The following is a 15,410-nucleotide window of genomic DNA, read 5'->3' as shown; positions in this document are numbered from 1 at the left end:
GTTTAGTTTTCTGCCGCGGGACGTGCCGCGATACCTGGATTGAGCCCATGACCTCCATCGTTCCGTTGCGGGACTTCGTTGTACGCTTCACCGGGCTTTTCGAGCGGGATTTGCCGGTCGATGCCGTGCAAAAAGAAGGCGCTGTTTTGTTGCGTGAACTTGTTGCGCACGATAATTGGTTGCCGGAGCCGTTCGCGCAGCCGAACCCGGAACGTTACACTCAGTACCTACTTCATTGCGATCCGCTGGAGAGATTCTCGGTCGTAAGCTTCGTCTGGGGACCAGGACAAAAGACCCCGCTGCACGATCACCGTGTGTGGGGCCTCATCGGAATGCTGCGCGGCCGCGAGGCTGAGACGCAGTTCGTGCGCGAGCCGAACGGTCGCTTCGAGCCGCGGGAGACAACCGTACTCACGCCTGGAGAGGTTGCGATCCTTACTCCCGAGGTCAACGATTATCACCAGGTCGCCAATGCGTTGGCGGACCAGGCGTCAATCTCCATCCATGTCTATGGCGCCAATATCGGTGCGGTGTCGCGCGCGACATACGATCCGGAAAGCGGTCGAGAGAAAAAGTTCATCTCAGGCTATTCGAGTTCCGAGATTCCCAATCTTTGGGATCGTTCGCGTGCCGCGGAAGCGGCATGAACGTTCCAGTTTCGCGCCCCGTTGCCGCCATAACTCCGGAGGAGGTGCGGCGCCGGCTGCGCGGCGGCGAGGAGATCGCGCTTGTCGATTTGCGTGAGGAAGGTCCTTTCGCGCAGGCGCATCCGTTGTTCGCGGTCAATCTGCCGCTCGGCCGGATCGAGGAGCGCATCGCTGCCCTCGTGCCGCGCCGCACTGCGCTGCTGGTTATCTATGACAACGGCGAGGGACGAGTGAACCGCGCGCTGCCGGTGCTCGCCGCGCTTGGCTACAGGAACGTATCGGTTCTCGACGGCGGCCTTGAGGGATGGCGGCAATCGGGTGGCGAAATCTTCATCGACGTCAATGTACCGTCGAAGGCGTTCGGAGAGCTTGTCGAGCATGTTCGACATACGCCGTCGCTGCCGGCTCCCGAGCTCAAGGAGCGGATCGCGAGAGGCGACGATCTGGTCATTCTCGATGCGCGGCGTTTCAGTGAATTCAACGTCATGTCGATCCCCGGCGGCCGCTCGGTGCCCGGTGCGGAACTGGCGCTGCGCGTCCGTGACTTGGCGCCTTCGCCGGCAACCACTGTGGTCGTGAACTGTGCTGGCCGCACGCGGTCGATCATAGGCGCGCAATCGCTGGTCAACGCCGGCATTCCCAATCCGGTTTTCGCCTTGCGCAATGGCACGATCGGCTGGACGCTCGCGGGTTTTGATCTGGCGCGCGGCGCATTGGATCGCGCCGGCGAGCCGGGCGCGGCGAATATCGCAAAGGCGCGGGCGGCGGCTGTGCAACTCGCCGCGCAAACCGGGGTTCGGGTGATCGACGCCGCCGGGCTCTCAGCTCTCGAAGCCGATCCGGCCCGCACGCTCTACAAACTGGACGTGCGCGCGCCCGAGGAATACGAGGCCGGTCATCTTGAGGGTTTCCGTTCCGCGCCGGGCGGCCAGCTTGTGCAGGCGACGGACGAGTGGATCGGCGTGCGGCACGGCACCATCGTGCTGACCGACGATGACGGAGTGCGCGCACGCATGACGGCGCACTGGCTGCGCCAGCTCGGCTGGCGGGAGGTCTATGTGCTGGACGATCGGTCGGGTCTATCGTTCCTGCGGGGCCCGGAGCCGCCGATCCTTGCGGACTCCTTGCCGGAGGTGGAAACGGTTACACCCCGGAATTTCGAGTCCGAGAAGTGCGGCGATCGATTGCTCATCGATCTCGCGACAAGTCCGGAATTTCGCAAGGGTCATGTTCCGGGAGCGGTGTTCGCCATTCGCGGCGATCTTTCCGGTCACCCGCGACTCAAAGGCGCGAAGAACATCGTTCTCACGTCGCCCGATGGCGTGGCGGCGCGGATCGCGGCGCCGGAAATCGCCGCCGCCACCGGCGCCAGACTGCGCGTGATCGAAGGTGGAACGCGGGCCTGGGTTGCGGCAGGATTGCCGATCGAAACGGGGTTCGATTCAGCTGCGGCGCTCTCAGAGCCGATTGATGTCTACAAACGTCCCTACGAGGGCACGGATAATGCCGCGGCGGCCATGCAAGCCTATCTCGACTGGGAGTTCGGCCTCGTGGCGCAGCTCGATCGTGACGGTACGCATGGGTTCTTTGTATATGTGCCGGCTTAGGCGCTAAGTGCAGCCGTGTCCGACAAGCAGATCGTTGACTGCTTTTTGTCGGGATACTCTATCTATTTCGGTTGCTGGTTCTCTTCCGCTCCGGCGTGCGGTCCCGCCTTTGCCTCCTCCGAAGCGGCCGCGGTGGCGCGACGGAATACAGCATCCATCAGCCATTGCTCGTTGGGAAAGCGATCCGCCCATTCGTCCCAGCCGGAGTGCTTCCGGTATTGGCCAAGACAACCGGACGCGATCACCTCCTCCGCGCTCACAGCGACACGCCGGTCGCAATCTGGCGCCACGTAAATCGCATCGGCCCGACAATAGAGCTCGCACATAAAGCAGGTCTGACAGTCCTCCACCCGCGCCAGAACCGGCAGGCCGGCGCCCTGATCAAGCACGTTCGTTGGACAGACCTCGACGCATGCTCCGCAATCCGTGCACCGATCCGCAACAATGAGCTCGATCATGATGCGGCCTCGAGTTGGCTGGGTTGGGCATTGGCGCTCGTCCCGTCGATCCTCACCCAGACCTGGTCCAATCCGCCGCTGAGGAGGCGCACTGCGAAGCCGGAATCCTGCACGGGAAAATCGTCGCGGCGATGGATGCCTCTGGTCTCACGACGCGTCGTCGCCGTGGCCACCGACCAGCGTGCCGTTGCGAGCAGCGCCGCGGTCTCACGCATGGCAAGCGTGCCCGTGTGTGCGTGATCCGCCAGCTCGGCCCACAGATTTTCGAGTGCGAGCGAGGATGCCTTGAGCCCGGCTTCGGTACGGAAGAGAGTTTTCTCAAACGGGTGCATCTCCGCTCGCACGCCGTTACGCGCCGCTGCGAAATCGACCGCTTTCGGCTGCCGACGTGGCCGAAGTCCGGCACGACCGAGCGGCCGAAGATGCGCACCGTCACGCTGCGTGCTGCGCGCTAAACGCGCCGCCGCACGTCCGGCAAGGACACCGGATGAAAGCGCCCAGGCCGAATTGACATTACCGCCACCAGTGACCGCGCCCGCAACCTTCTCGCGGGATGCATTGTCGCCCGCGACGAACAACCCTGAAACTGATGTCGCGCAATCGGCGTCGTGCACGCGCACGCCGCCGATGCCTCGAATGGTACCGTCATTGTGCAGCGTAACCTCGAAGCGATCACGGTAGGGATCGATGCCCCAGCGGTCAAATACCAGCGGGACGTTCGGGGAGATTGTATGCAGCCTCGCCTTGATGTCGTCCGGCATTCGGTTCAGCGAACAATAGACAGGGCCCCGCTGCAGCGCGCGGGCCAGGGAAACCGTCAAATCCGGGCCTATCTTCGGCAAATCCAGTTCACTCCCGTCGGCGCCGTAGTAAGTCGCGAATGAATAGGCCATGCTTCGCGTCATCGTGGAGTGTGCCGGTGCAATGGTGTAGACGGCGGTGAATTCCATTCCGGACAACTCGGCACCCGCCTCAGCCGCCATGAGGTAGCCGTCTCCCGTGTTCGTTCCCGACCCGAGCAGATGAGACAGGAAGCTGGTCCCGCCAGCAGCGAGGACCACCGCACCTGCGTTGACCTGAAACGACCGGCCACCATCGCGCCGGCGCAGGCCGCGTGCTCCGCCGATCGAGCCATCCGATCTCGCCAGCAGCTCAAGGACTGGTGAATGATCGAGAATGGCGACGCCGTGGCTCAATACGTGCTGGCGCAGGGCACGCATGTATTCGGGCCCACGCACGGCGCGGTAGTTCACGCGACCTGCTTCATCGACGCCGAACGCGTAGTGGCGGGCAAGCGTCGGCAACGTACGCCAAGTCTGATCGATGATGCGATACATCCACTCGGCCTCACCAAGCCCAAGTCCGGCGGCAACGCGATTGGCCACTGCGATGTCGCGCGCTTCAGGAGGATTCGGCGGAACCCACCAATGGCCAGGTCCAGCCGTTGCTGTGACACCGCTTGTTCCGCAATAACCCTTGTCAGCCAGAACGACTTTCGCGCCGGCCTGCGCGGCGGATGTCGCCGCCCAGGCACCTGCCATTCCGCCACCGACGATCAGCACATCGGTCGTTATCGATAAGTCTTCAAGCGACGAAGAAGTCATCATCACTGCCTTTGGACAACTCCGCTGTTCTTCATGCACGTCGCAAGCGGCTCGCGCCGTTGTCTTCGATGTCCAGTCGGATGACGTCCACGCATCGAGGTCTCGTAAGCAAACTCGCTTAGACGCCCAGTGCAGCCCGACCCGAAGCAGACAGCACCACATCCTGCTGCGGCGTGTGAATGCGCCCGCAAAGAACGTCACGATAGTGCCGCTCCAGTGGATTGCTCTGAGTGAGCGCCGGATTGCCGATGGCAGCGACGGCCTTGCTGATCGCGGCAATGGCGTTTTCCGTCACCACATGCTTGACGAGCCCGGCATCGGTCGTCGGCTTCTCGCCCGCCTCCTCGCGCGAGACGGCATGCTCGATGAGGGACCGGTTCACCAGCAGCAGCGCCTCGATTTCCCCCAGCAGCGCTTGAAAGCGCGGCTGTGTCGCCAAGGACTTGCCGAGATTGGAAGGGATGCGGTTGCGCAGGAAGGAGATCAGCCACGTGCGGGCGGACCGTGCGATGCCGTCATAAAGTGCCGCGACGGTGACTGCGTGCCAGCTCGCTAGGGCCTCCTCTGCTGCTTCGGCTGGCCGCTGCAAATTTACGAGATAGCGCTCGGGCAAGGCCACGTTCTCGAAAATGATCGTGTCGCTGCCGGTCGCGCGCATTCCCAGATGAAACCAGCTTTTCTCGATACGTGTTCCTGGCAGATCCAGCGGGACGATCACCTGGCCGACTCGCGGCTCAGCTTCCTCCGTACGCGCCCAGACGACGCCCCAACGCAAAGCGCTTGAGCCCGTCGAAAAGATTTTACGTCCGTTGAGGAGCCAGATGTCGCCTTCGCGGCGCACCGTCGTTGCCGGCAGACCGCCCCGCGCGGGTGTGCCGAGTTCCGGCTCGACACGCAATGCATTGACCAATGCGCCGTCGCGTACGATGCTTGAAAGTACCTCGTCTTTGACGACTTCCGGCCAGATCGTCGAGTGGCCGATCGCGCCGGATTGAAGATATTGCATGATGAGGATCAGGGCCGTCGAGGGATCGCCTTCGCCGATCCGGCCGATGATCTCGACGATCTGTCGCAACCCGGCCCCATCGCCGCCATAAGCGCGGGGAACGGCTGCAGCCAACAATCCGGCAGCCTTGAGGTCGGCGATATTGTCGAACGCGATCTCTCCAATACGATCGTAATGCGGTGCGCGATCCGCAAAAACAGTCACGATACGATCGAGCGTCTCCTTGAGATTCAAGTTTCTCGTCAAAGATTCGATCTCAACATTTTTCACAGCGAGACGGCTCATGGCGGGGATCAGGCGCTGCTGCGGGCGAAGCGTTGTGCCCTATAGCGGTTGACGGGAATGTCCAGCCCGAGATTTTCACGCAATGTGTTGTGCGTGTAATCATTGCGAAACAGACCTCGCTCCTGCAAGCGCGGAACGACATGACGGACAAAAATCTCGAGTTGCCCTGGAAGAGTTTCGAAGAAAATGAAACCATCTGCGGCTTCGTTCTCAAACCAATATTGCAGCCGGTCCGCAATCTCGTCGGGCGCCCCCAAGAATTCGCTCCGCGGCGTTGCGATCTGCTCGGCAATCTGGCGCAAGGTGAGATTACCGGCACGCACGGCCTTCAAGATGCGCTGCGAATTGCTTTGGCTTGAATCGCGACCCAGTACTTCGACATCGGGGAAGGAACCGTCGAGGTCATATTGAGAAAAATCGTGGTCGTTGAACATCCGCGAGATCATGCCGAGGCCGGTTTCCAACGAGCCGAGTGAAGCCAACTCCTGGTAACGTGCTTCGGCATCCTGTGGCGTCAATCCGACGACAGGATTTATGCCTGTGAGAACGCAAGGCAGGTTCTCACCGCGGCCGGCATTGCGTGCCCGTAGCTTGACGTCGCTATAAAATTCCTGCGCCTCCTCGAGATTTTGCGGAATAGTGAATATGACTTCCGCGCTCTGGGCGGCGAAGTTGCGGCCTGTGTCCGAGGCGCCGGCCTGGAAGATTACCGGCTGACCTTGAAGCGAACGGCGGATGTTGAGCGGTCCCCGGACTTGAAAGTATTTCCCTCTGTGATCGAGCCGGTGCAGTTTGGCGGGATCGATGAATGTGCCGCTTTGCTTGTCGCCGACAAGCGCGTCGTCTTCCCAACTGTCCCAAAGTCCCTGGACGACATCCAGATGTTCCGCCGCGATGCGATAGCGTTCGGCATGTTCTGGATGTTTGTCGCGGCTGAAGTTCGCTGCTGTCTCGCCGAGCCAGGATGTCACGACGTTCCAGCCGGCGCGGCCGCCGCTGATATGATCGAGCGAGGCAAATTGCCGGGCCACGTTGAAAGGCTCCGAATAGCTCACCGTCACGGTGCCGACGAGGCCGATGTGGCGGGTCGCCCCCGCGAGCGCCGACAAAATGGTGATCGGCTCGAAGCGGTTCAGATAATGTGGACTGGATTTCTCGTTGATCGAGAGTGAATCTGCGACAAAGACTAAGTCGAACTTACCTTCCTCGGCGAGTCGCGTCTGATGCAGGTAAAAGGGATAGCTGGTGCTCGCATGAACGTCGCGGTCAGGATGACGCCAATCGTCCCATGTCCGGCCCACACCGTGGAGGATAAGGCCGAGTTTTATTTTGCGAGAGAAGGACATTCCAGCTTACTTTTTTTGGGGCGGGGCCCGATCACGCTGTAAGAATCGAGGGCGGCGATTTTATCGGTCGAAACCAGGCGAGTGCCGGGCTGCCTTGCGCAGCGAAGCTTCCCAGGCGAGCTCATAAGCGCTCTTGCTGCCTTCGACAGGCTTACGGGTGCGATTGATCTGTTGACGCACTTCCTCTTGGGCTGCGTCCGGAGCAATCAGAACTTTATCGCGCCCAATCGACAGGGTCCGCACTTGCGCCGTGCAGGCAGATTCGAGCGAATAGATACGGGTCCACGCAGCGCCGGGCGACGCCCCAAGCGCGAGCGTGCCGTGATTGCGCAAAAGAAAATAGTTGTTGTCGCCGAGATCGGCGATCAGCCGCGACCGTTCGTCAAGGTTCAACGCAATGCCTTCGTAATCGTGATAGGCGAGCGAGGGAATGATAGCGAGCGCGCGCTGGTTCAGTGGCAGCAAACCGCCGGCCTGAGCGGAAACGGCGACTCCATCGGCGGAATGAAAATGCGCGATATAGAGCGCATCCGGCCGAGCGGCGTGAATTGCGGAATGAATCACGAAGCCGGCATAATTGATACCGTAATCGTTTTCCTCGACGAGATTGCCGTCAAGGTCGATCTTCACGAGGCTGGAAGCGGTGATTTCCTCGAACATCAGGCCATATGGGTTGATGAGGAAATGTTCCTCCTTGCCCGGCACGCGCGCGGAAATGTGAGTGAAGATAAGGTCGTCCCACTGATAGATCGCGGCGAGTCGATAGAATGCTGCGAGATTGACCCGGACAGACCATTCTTCCGGCGAGATATTCCGCGGGATGCCTTGAGGGCTAGGGAAGGCAAGGGCTGTCATCACAACCTCCATGACTGAACAAGTCATGTTCTAAGCGTCGGCGGCGGCACATCAGAATGAAAAAATGAAATGTGTGCTTCAACGATCGCTTGATCGCGCGGCGACGGCAAAGTTCCGCCAAGCGCGGCGTGCGGGCCCCACATTTCTCCGTCATAGAAGAGGGCCGCTTCGGCACTGAGGAACTCTCTCAAGATGCATGGGAGCCATGCTACGCGTACCCGCGTGAGTTTCTTCAATGCACGGCTTGAAGGATATGAAATGTTTTCCAGGCGTCCCTCCCGATAGAGTTCTTGTGGCAGCCGTTGCCGCGCAAAAGTTCTCCGGGGGTGTCTCATGTCTGTGCAATTCATTGGAATGGTCGTCGCGCAGGAAACTTCGGAAAGCATCCCGCCGAAGGGACCGGCTCTCGACAAAAAATATCTTCGCGCCCTCGTGAGGGCGCACGATGCGAGCGGCTTCGACCGGATCCTGATCGCTCATTCGAGCGCCTCGGTCGATGGCTTGCAAATCGCGGCCGACATCATCCATCAATCCGATCGTATCGCGGTTCTGCTGGCCAACAGGCCGGGCTTCATCTCTCCGACATACGCGGCGCGGGCGTTCGCGACGCTGGATCAGTTCAGTGACGGCCGACTTGCCATTCACATCATCAGTGGCGGAGACGATCAGGAGCAGCAGCGCGACGGCGACTATCTCGATCACGATCAGCGCTATGCGCGAAGCGAGGAATATATTCAGATCCTCAAGGAGATCTGGACCAACGATCGGCCTATCGATCATGAAGGCACCTATTATAAGTTCAAAGGTGCGTTCTCATCGATCAAGCCGGCGCAGAAGCCGCATATTCCGATCTATTTCGGCGGCTCTTCTGACGTAGCTATCAAGGTGGCGGGGCGCTTTGCCGACGTTTATGCCCTATGGGGTGAATCGCTCGCTCAGGTGCGTGAGACCATCGCGCGTGTCCGCGCCGCCGCCGCGCCCTTCGGCCGCGCCAATCAGATCAAATTCAGCCTATCCCTGCGTCCCGTCCTCGGCGCGACGGAAGCCAAGGCCTGGGAAAAGGCGGACGAGATTTTGACCAAGGCCAAAGCCGCGGTCGCGCAAAATTCCTTTTATCAGCGCACCAATCCGCCGGCCAATGTCGGCTCTCTGCGATTGCTTGAAACCGCCGCGAATGGCCGGGTCGTCGACAAGAGACTGTGGACTGAAATTGCCGCGCTGACCGGTGCCAAGGGCAATTCCACGTCCCTGGTCGGCACGCCCGAACAGGTCGCTGAATCGCTGCTCGAATATTATGATCTCGGCATCACGACCTTTCTGATCCGCGGCTTCGATCCGCTTGAGGATACGATCGAATATGGCCGCGAGCTTATTCCGCTTGTCCGCGAGGCCGTAGCCGAACGCGAGGCCGCCGCGCCCAGTGCGGAAGCCAAGGCCGGATGAACCAGGTTCTCGATGCCAAGGTGCGGCCTCTCGTTGTTGCGAGCCAATTGGGCAAAGCGTTCAACGATAGGATTGCCCAACGTGTCCCGGGGATCGCTTTTGCCGATCTGTCGCGGGGAGACTTCGATATCGGGGCGAGTGATGCTGAAATCCTCCTCGCCATGCCATTGCGCGCGCCGGAAGTACGCGCGTTGAGCCAGCCACCTGCGGCGTGGCCGGGCGCAATCCGTTGGATTCAATTGTTCTCAGCGGGTTCGGACGGCTATCCTCGCTGGTTATTCGACGGACCGATTGTCACTTGCGCCCGCGGTCCCTCGGCCCAGCCGATCGCCGAGTACGTGTTCGCCACGATTTTAAGCGCCGCCCGCCGGCTGCCCCAAATCTGGGCGCATAGTCCCGAGGAATGGGAAAGAAATAAACTGCGCACGCGCGATGTCGCCGGCGCCACGCTCGGCCTTATCGGCTTCGGCGCGATCGGGCGGAGGATCGCCGAACTCGCCCTGCCCTTTGGTTTTCGCGTCGTGGCGCACCGGCGCACCGATGCGCCACTTGGGATCGACGGCGTCGAACGCGCGCCTGACATCGGCGCGCTGTTGGCGCAGTCCGATTATGCCGTTATCGCGCTTCCCGCGACACCGCAAACCTATCGCATCATCGATAAAGACGTGCTGGCGCAAGCCAAGCGGGGGCTGCACCTCATCAATGTCGCGCGCGGCTCGCTGATCGATCAAGAGGCTCTGCTCGATGCCTTGAATCGTGAGGTGATCGGCCTCGCGAGCCTGGACGTTACGGACCCGGAGCCGCTGCCGGAAGGTCATCCCTTCTACACGCATCCGCGCGTTCAGCTCTCGCCGCACATTTCCATGATAACGGACGGGGCTTTCGACAAGCTCATTGACAAGCTCGTCGACAATATCAATCGCTATCGCGAACGACGGCCGTTGCCCGACATTGTCGATCCGCATCGGGGCTATTGAGTTGGTGTCGTGACGCCCGGCACTGATCGCCAACGTTTCGTTGAATAGAAATGCGCTGTACTTTACTGAGGCGGCTCCTATCGAGAACCAGAGACATGACAGCACTGCCAACAGTTCCGCTTAAAGTTGTCGCTATCAGCGGCAATACCCATCGTCCGTCCAAATCGAGAGCGCTCGCGGAACACGTGAGCGAAGCAATCGCTGCGAGTGCGCGAATCGACGTGCGCTCTTTCGACCTCGTCGATGCTGGGCCAGGCTTGGGCGCGTTCGTGCGAACGAGCCTTCCCCCGGAAGCTCAGAAAATCCTAGAGGCCATCGAAAGCGCTGACGCGCTGATCGTCTCGGTTCCGGTTTACAAGGGCTCGTACCCGGGGCTGCTCAAGCATCTCTTCGACTTCGTGGACCCGACAGCCCTTGTGGGCAAGCCCGTCCTGCTCGCGGCTACCGGCGGCGGCTTGCGTCACTCACTGATCATCGAGCATCAATTGCGGCCGCTGTTTGGATTTTTCTCCGCTTTAACGGTCCCGACTGCCGTTTATGCGGCGGACAGCAATTTTCTCGACGGGGTGATCGTCGATCCCATCGTGAAAGAGCGGATTGATCTCGCCGTCTCGCAGTTCGTCGCCCTATTGAAGACCGTCGATCGGAGAGTTGCGATCGAGCCGGCATAGCAGAAACGGTGACGTGATGCTTTTGACCATCCGGGAGTTAAACCAAGCCGGTCTATTGTGATCAGAGCAATTTGAGGTCTCGAGGTTCTACGGACGCGAAGACGCGCTGAAGCCCCTTCTGATCGAGTCCATACATGCGTTGGAAGAGGCCTCCCAGAAGGCCGCGATAGTCCGTAAGCACTGGGTAGTCGCGGTTCTGAAAGAGGTGAGCCTGGTCGACCGCCACTTGTTCGCCCGCGATCCGGCCGCCCTTAATGCCGCCGCCCATCACCCAATAGACGCTACCATGGCCGTGATCCGTGCCACGATTGCCGTTTTCACGGAAAGTACGGCCGAACTCGGATACGACGACGACAACCGTGTCCTTCCAATTTGGGCCGACTTCCTCGGCGAACCCTGCGAGACCACGGCCGAGTTCGGCGAGACGATCGGCAAGATAGCCGGTAGCGGCACCCTGGTTGACGTGCGTGTCCCAGCCGCCGACATCGACAAAGCCGAGATTGAATTGATCGCGCATCAGACGGCCGATGCGGCGGGCGGACAGCTCGAAGCCCTTTGGCGACACCGCGCCTCGACTTGCTTCCATCATGTGGTCCGTAATCGCGTGGTACACGTCATCTCGCACGCGAAATCCCTCTCGCACGGCCGGGGACAAAGGCTGACCCTCATACATGGACGTGATAAGATTCGCTTGCCGATCGTCGATACCAGCCTTGCCGACATTGTTAATGGCGATGTTCGGTATGGGTTCGCCACCTTGAAATGTCAGAGGGATCTGGTCGGTGAATGAGATCGGCCGCACGCGGGTCAGCGTGGCGGCGAGGCGGGCCATGAACCCCGAGCGGAAGTCGCGCTCGCCTTCGATGTTCTGTCCAAGTTCTATCGTATCTTGCGTCTCGAAATGGCTGCGCGTCAGGTCATCGGTTCCGGCGAAAGGCACGAAGGCAACTTGTCCTTTGGCGAAAAGTGGAAGGATGGTTTCGCGTAACGCCGGATGAAGGCCCCAGTTACTGTCCAGCGACGAAGCAGCGTTGGGTACGGCCGAATTCGGTTTCGCAATGGCAAGTGTCGGTCGGGAGGCATAGTAGAAATCGCTGCTGACCGGGATCACCACGTTGGCGGCGTCATAGGCACCGCGCAAGAACACGATGAGGAGACGCGCGTCGGTCTTCGGAGCTGCCCATAGACGGCCGGCCACGGTCATGGGACCAAGAGCGGCGAGTCCCTGGATCATCTGACGGCGATGAAAGAGCATGGTGTCTCTCCTGCGGTGCGATCCTGTTAATTCATGAACTCGGGGGACGATAGGAACAGCGTGTTCCAGTCTTGCGGTGAAACCGCTTCGTCGAGAGCGGCTCGCGTCGGCGAACCGAGCATTCGGTTCAAACTGCCAAAATACAGCGCGTTCTCGAGAAGGGGAAAAGCGGGTTTGTCCACCGCGTCCGACTCCGCCGACTTGAACAGGCCAGCCGAATTCGAGCCAATCTGGCGGGCAATTTCAAAGCGCGTCATCATCTGCCCGGAGCCGTTCCAGGCGGATGATGTCATCGGATAACCATCCGGCGTCTGGTGATTGTAGAGACCTTCAGCAAGCCGGTTCAGCCAGTTCTGAATGGGAGCGCTATTGAGAATGACCTTGTCGTCATAGGCCAAACGCACCGCGGAGAAGACGTACCGCGCCGGATCCTTGAAACGTTTCCCGAGAGATGCGGTGAACTCCGGCGCGCGAAACAGTGTCTCCAATACACTCGCGATGTCACCGTCCGTGTTGGTGAATGCCTGGGCCATCCGGTCGACCAACGTTGGAGGTGGATCATCGGACATGAAGTAGGTGGCGATCTCGCGCGAGATATGGTGCGCAGTCGCTGGCTCGCGACTGAGGATATCGAGCACCTCTTCGATCTCGACGAAACCTCGGCCTTTGATCACGTGGCCAAGGAAGACTTTGTCGCCGAAGTCGTGGCGGGCAGGATTGAATTCGAAGAGGCCGTCACGGATGAACTTGCCCTGCAGTTCCGGCTTGAGCTTCGGATTTTCCGGTTTGATATCGATGCCGACGCCGGTGAGAATGCGGGCAAGTTCCTCGACGTCCTTTTGGGTGTAGCCCGAACCCACGCCCATGGTGTGGAGCTCCATGATCTCACGGGCATAGTTCTCATTGATGTGTCCGGCTGCATTGTCGGCGTTGTCGAGATAGCGAAGCATCGCCGGATGCCGGACCGTGGCTTCGAGTAAATCGCGAAACCGCCCAAGCGCATGGGCGCGGATTGCCCGTTCCTCGTAGTCGCCCACCAGCACACGGACATTGGCCTTATATTGATGGACATTGAAGTGGTTGAACCAGAACCACGTCATGCGTTCGCGCAATTGGTCAGGTGCGTAGAGCGCCCGCAATATGGTGCGGGTTGCGGCCTGATGCGCGATATCGGTCATCGCCTGTTGAAATGTGTGTTGAGCCGCCGCCTTCTGAACAGGATCCGTGATTTGGTTGGCCGCGTGCCCTTGGGCGTCGAACTCCGCGGCCAGATCCAGCGCAGATTTTTGCGCAGATGGCAGAGTATTGATCTGCGTCTGCGCCGCCTCCGGGAGGCGAGAACCCGCGGAAGGGCGCAATTGGGCTTGCAGCCAGGCTTCAGCCCCGATTGCCTGGAAAGCCTTGACGGTCGAACCGGTAACACCCCAGGTGACCGCGTCAATCAGGGCAATATCCCGTGCGGTTGGAGCCGGGTTCATCGGCTCGGCGGTGCCGGCTGACGTCTCAACAGTGTCGACCACGGCAAGCACGAGAACGAGGGCAAAGGCAGCCTTTAAGAGGCGCATGGAAAACCCCGCGAACCACCGCAAATTATCGCATCGCGAACTTGAACAGATGACGGCCCGTTATTGAACGCATTGTTGTCGTCGCCAAGGCGTCAACGGGCCTTCCCGCATCATCACAGCACAGCACTTTATGGCGATCACTCATCGCGAAGGACCACCACACGAATGTCTGTCACATGATCGACGCAGGTTCGTCTGCCTCACGTCCGCGACTACATTCCAAATCGCTTACTTAAACATCTGTTCGAGCGCAATTGCTCCTTGCTACTTATCTCTCCCACCACCACCATTCGGGATGTCTCTTGCGCCACTCCTCATGACGCTCGCGGTTTTCGCCGAGAAGAATGCCGAAGTGAACACAGGCGCGGCGATCGCCTTTGTCGCAAAGTTGATGCAGTCCGAGGATTTCCGCTTCCCTCGCTTCTTGATCTGCGCGCGCCATGTGGGAAGCCAACCCCAGCACGGCAACAAAAAGCGCGAGCCCGCTCAATATCGATCTAGGACTCATTGCCATTCTCCCTACTTGGTCCACGCGGACTTAGGTGCAGGAACTTGGCTAAAACGCGTCCCGCTTATTACGGATTCTCAAAGTTAGCCGGCCATGAATCCGCAACGGCAGAGTGTTGTCGCCGATTGTAACCGACGACATAGGCCATGGGTAGTCTGCTAAGTGGTCTACTGCAGTCGCTCACCACCCTACGTTCCGAAATCATGACGGCTTCCGCTGCGTCGCTGAAGAAGAGAAGAGTTTAGCAACCATGGTTAGGCTTCTTCGTCTTCGAGAGTGCTCTGCCGAATAAGAAACGCAAATGGCGCAATGCCAAAGAACTTGCACTCAAGTATGCCTGCTCGTCAGCTCTCACGGACAAATCCATCGAGCAACTAATGAGGAGAGCAACGCTGGGCTCTCCGTGCACCACGGGCATGATTAGCGCCTGAAGGTGAAGACCTTCACGGGCATGCGGGCGGCTACGCGGCCAGGGAAATTCTGCGCGAGTCAAGTCGTGCAAACCTCGTCGACCAGTGGTTTAAGCTTTCAAAGCAACTCACTTTACAAGCAGTGCTAATACATCTGGAGACACGAGATGACGGACATCATATTCAAGGCGGGCGAAGCTACGGTCCTCGCCGCACCTGGTCAGTACACCGATGCCATGCCTGAGGTGTTGATTGGCTCGGTCAACGGACCCGTCGGCCAAGCCTTCGCGAACATGATGGGGCAATCGGTTGGCCACACCCGCTTTTTCGCCATCCGTGATCTAAATCAGCTCGCGCGGCCGGTTACGATGATGACCACGAAGGTGACGATTGCCTCGAACGAGTATGTCGAACTACTAGGCGGCGTCGTGCAGGGGGCAATCGCCGACGCCGTCGTCGACTGCGTTTCGGAAGGCATCATCCCGAAGTCCATCGTCGACGAGATCTGTTTGATTGTGACGATCTGGTTGGATCCACGTTGCGCCGATCACGCCGAGCTCGACAAGAAGGATCTGTACAATACGAACTACAAGGCGATGAAGTTGGCGATCGAGCGCGCACTCAAGAACGAGCCGTCGATTGACGAGCTGATCAAGAACCGAAAAACCATCAAGCACTACGCCCTTGACGGTGTGATTGATTACTGACGGCGCAAGGATTTGGGTTTTGGGTTCCTTCCCGACTGGTATCCCTCTCAGTTCAACTCTGTCGGG

The 15,410-nt window shown here is 59.8% G+C and carries 14 protein-coding genes; 6 read left to right on the top strand and 8 right to left on the bottom strand.

The annotated features are described in order from the left end of the window. Nucleotides 1-47: 47 nt before the first annotated feature. Both AB4Z24_RS01185 and AB4Z24_RS01180 read left to right on the top strand, forming a co-directional pair. A complete protein-coding gene (locus AB4Z24_RS01185; RefSeq protein ID WP_441705256.1) occupies nt 48-647 on the top strand; it encodes a cysteine dioxygenase in 600 nt (199 codons plus the stop codon). Further along, nucleotides 644-2,254, top strand: a complete 1,611-nt coding sequence (locus tag AB4Z24_RS01180; protein ID WP_441705254.1) for a rhodanese-like domain-containing protein — start codon at nt 644-646, stop codon at nt 2,252-2,254. The genes AB4Z24_RS01185 and AB4Z24_RS01180 overlap by 4 nt, the downstream gene beginning before the upstream one ends. Nucleotides 2,255-2,316: 62 nt before the next feature. On the opposite strand, the gene AB4Z24_RS01175 is transcribed toward AB4Z24_RS01180, so the two are convergent. The 5 genes from AB4Z24_RS01175 to AB4Z24_RS01155 form a co-directional block, all read right to left on the bottom strand. Next, complete coding sequence (locus AB4Z24_RS01175; RefSeq protein WP_441705252.1) at nt 2,317-2,712, bottom strand: 4Fe-4S binding protein; 396 nt, start codon at nt 2,710-2,712, stop codon at nt 2,317-2,319. Beyond that, nucleotides 2,709-4,319 carry an FAD-dependent oxidoreductase gene (locus AB4Z24_RS01170; RefSeq protein WP_441705250.1) on the bottom strand — a complete coding sequence of 537 codons (1,611 nt, stop codon included), beginning with the start codon at nt 4,317-4,319 and terminating at the stop codon, nt 2,709-2,711. The genes AB4Z24_RS01175 and AB4Z24_RS01170 overlap by 4 nt, the downstream gene beginning before the upstream one ends. Nucleotides 4,320-4,434: 115 nt before the next feature. Continuing rightward, on the bottom strand, nt 4,435-5,568 hold the full coding sequence (locus AB4Z24_RS01165) for an acyl-CoA dehydrogenase family protein (protein WP_441705248.1): 1,134 nt from the start codon (nt 5,566-5,568) through the stop codon (nt 4,435-4,437). 47 nt (nt 5,569-5,615) lie between these two features. Further along, the gene (locus AB4Z24_RS01160) at nt 5,616-6,953 is read right to left on the bottom strand and encodes an LLM class flavin-dependent oxidoreductase (RefSeq protein ID WP_441705247.1); all 1,338 of its coding nucleotides are present in this window, start codon (nt 6,951-6,953) and stop codon (nt 5,616-5,618) included. 60 nt (nt 6,954-7,013) lie between these two features. Next, nucleotides 7,014-7,808, bottom strand: a complete 795-nt coding sequence (locus AB4Z24_RS01155; RefSeq protein WP_441705245.1) for a class II aldolase/adducin family protein — start codon at nt 7,806-7,808, stop codon at nt 7,014-7,016. A gap of 333 nt (nt 7,809-8,141) precedes the next feature. Between AB4Z24_RS01155 and AB4Z24_RS01150 the strand changes: the two genes are divergently transcribed. The 3 genes from AB4Z24_RS01150 (at nt 8,142) to msuE (ending at nt 10,899) form a co-directional block, all read left to right on the top strand. Then, nucleotides 8,142-9,251, top strand: a complete 1,110-nt coding sequence (locus tag AB4Z24_RS01150; RefSeq protein WP_441705243.1) for an LLM class flavin-dependent oxidoreductase — start codon at nt 8,142-8,144, stop codon at nt 9,249-9,251. Beyond that, entirely contained in the window at nt 9,248-10,228 is a 981-nt protein-coding gene (locus AB4Z24_RS01145; protein ID WP_441705241.1) for a D-isomer specific 2-hydroxyacid dehydrogenase family protein, read from the top strand. The genes AB4Z24_RS01150 and AB4Z24_RS01145 overlap by 4 nt, the downstream gene beginning before the upstream one ends. A 95-nt stretch (nt 10,229-10,323) precedes the next feature. Then, nucleotides 10,324-10,899, top strand: a complete 576-nt coding sequence (gene msuE / locus AB4Z24_RS01140; RefSeq protein WP_441705240.1) for an FMN reductase — start codon at nt 10,324-10,326, stop codon at nt 10,897-10,899. A 61-nt stretch (nt 10,900-10,960) separates the two neighbouring features. On the opposite strand, the gene AB4Z24_RS01135 is transcribed toward msuE, so the two are convergent. The 3 genes from AB4Z24_RS01135 to AB4Z24_RS01125 form a co-directional block, all read right to left on the bottom strand. After that, nucleotides 10,961-12,154 carry a DUF1501 domain-containing protein gene (locus tag AB4Z24_RS01135; RefSeq protein WP_441705238.1) on the bottom strand — a complete coding sequence of 398 codons (1,194 nt, stop codon included), beginning with the start codon at nt 12,152-12,154 and terminating at the stop codon, nt 10,961-10,963. A gap of 26 nt (nt 12,155-12,180) precedes the next feature. Continuing rightward, complete coding sequence (locus tag AB4Z24_RS01130; protein ID WP_441705236.1) at nt 12,181-13,719, bottom strand: DUF1800 domain-containing protein; 1,539 nt, start codon at nt 13,717-13,719, stop codon at nt 12,181-12,183. A 268-nt stretch (nt 13,720-13,987) separates the two neighbouring features. Then, nucleotides 13,988-14,227, bottom strand: coding sequence for a hypothetical protein (locus AB4Z24_RS01125; RefSeq protein ID WP_441705235.1), 240 nt, complete (start codon nt 14,225-14,227; stop codon nt 13,988-13,990). A gap of 577 nt (nt 14,228-14,804) precedes the next feature. Here AB4Z24_RS01125 and fae point away from each other — a divergent pair. Continuing rightward, nucleotides 14,805-15,344 (top strand): formaldehyde-activating enzyme, encoded by a 540-nt coding sequence (gene fae / locus AB4Z24_RS01120; protein WP_441705233.1) that lies wholly within the window; start codon nt 14,805-14,807, stop codon nt 15,342-15,344. The last annotated feature ends 66 nt before the right edge of the window (nt 15,345-15,410 follow it).

The organism is Hyphomicrobium sp. 2TAF46 (assembly GCF_052114865.1).
GTDB lineage: Bacteria > Pseudomonadota > Alphaproteobacteria > Rhizobiales > Hyphomicrobiaceae > Hyphomicrobium_B.
Note: the sequence above shows the minus strand (reverse complement) of the source record. Positions and strands in the feature narration are given on the sequence as shown.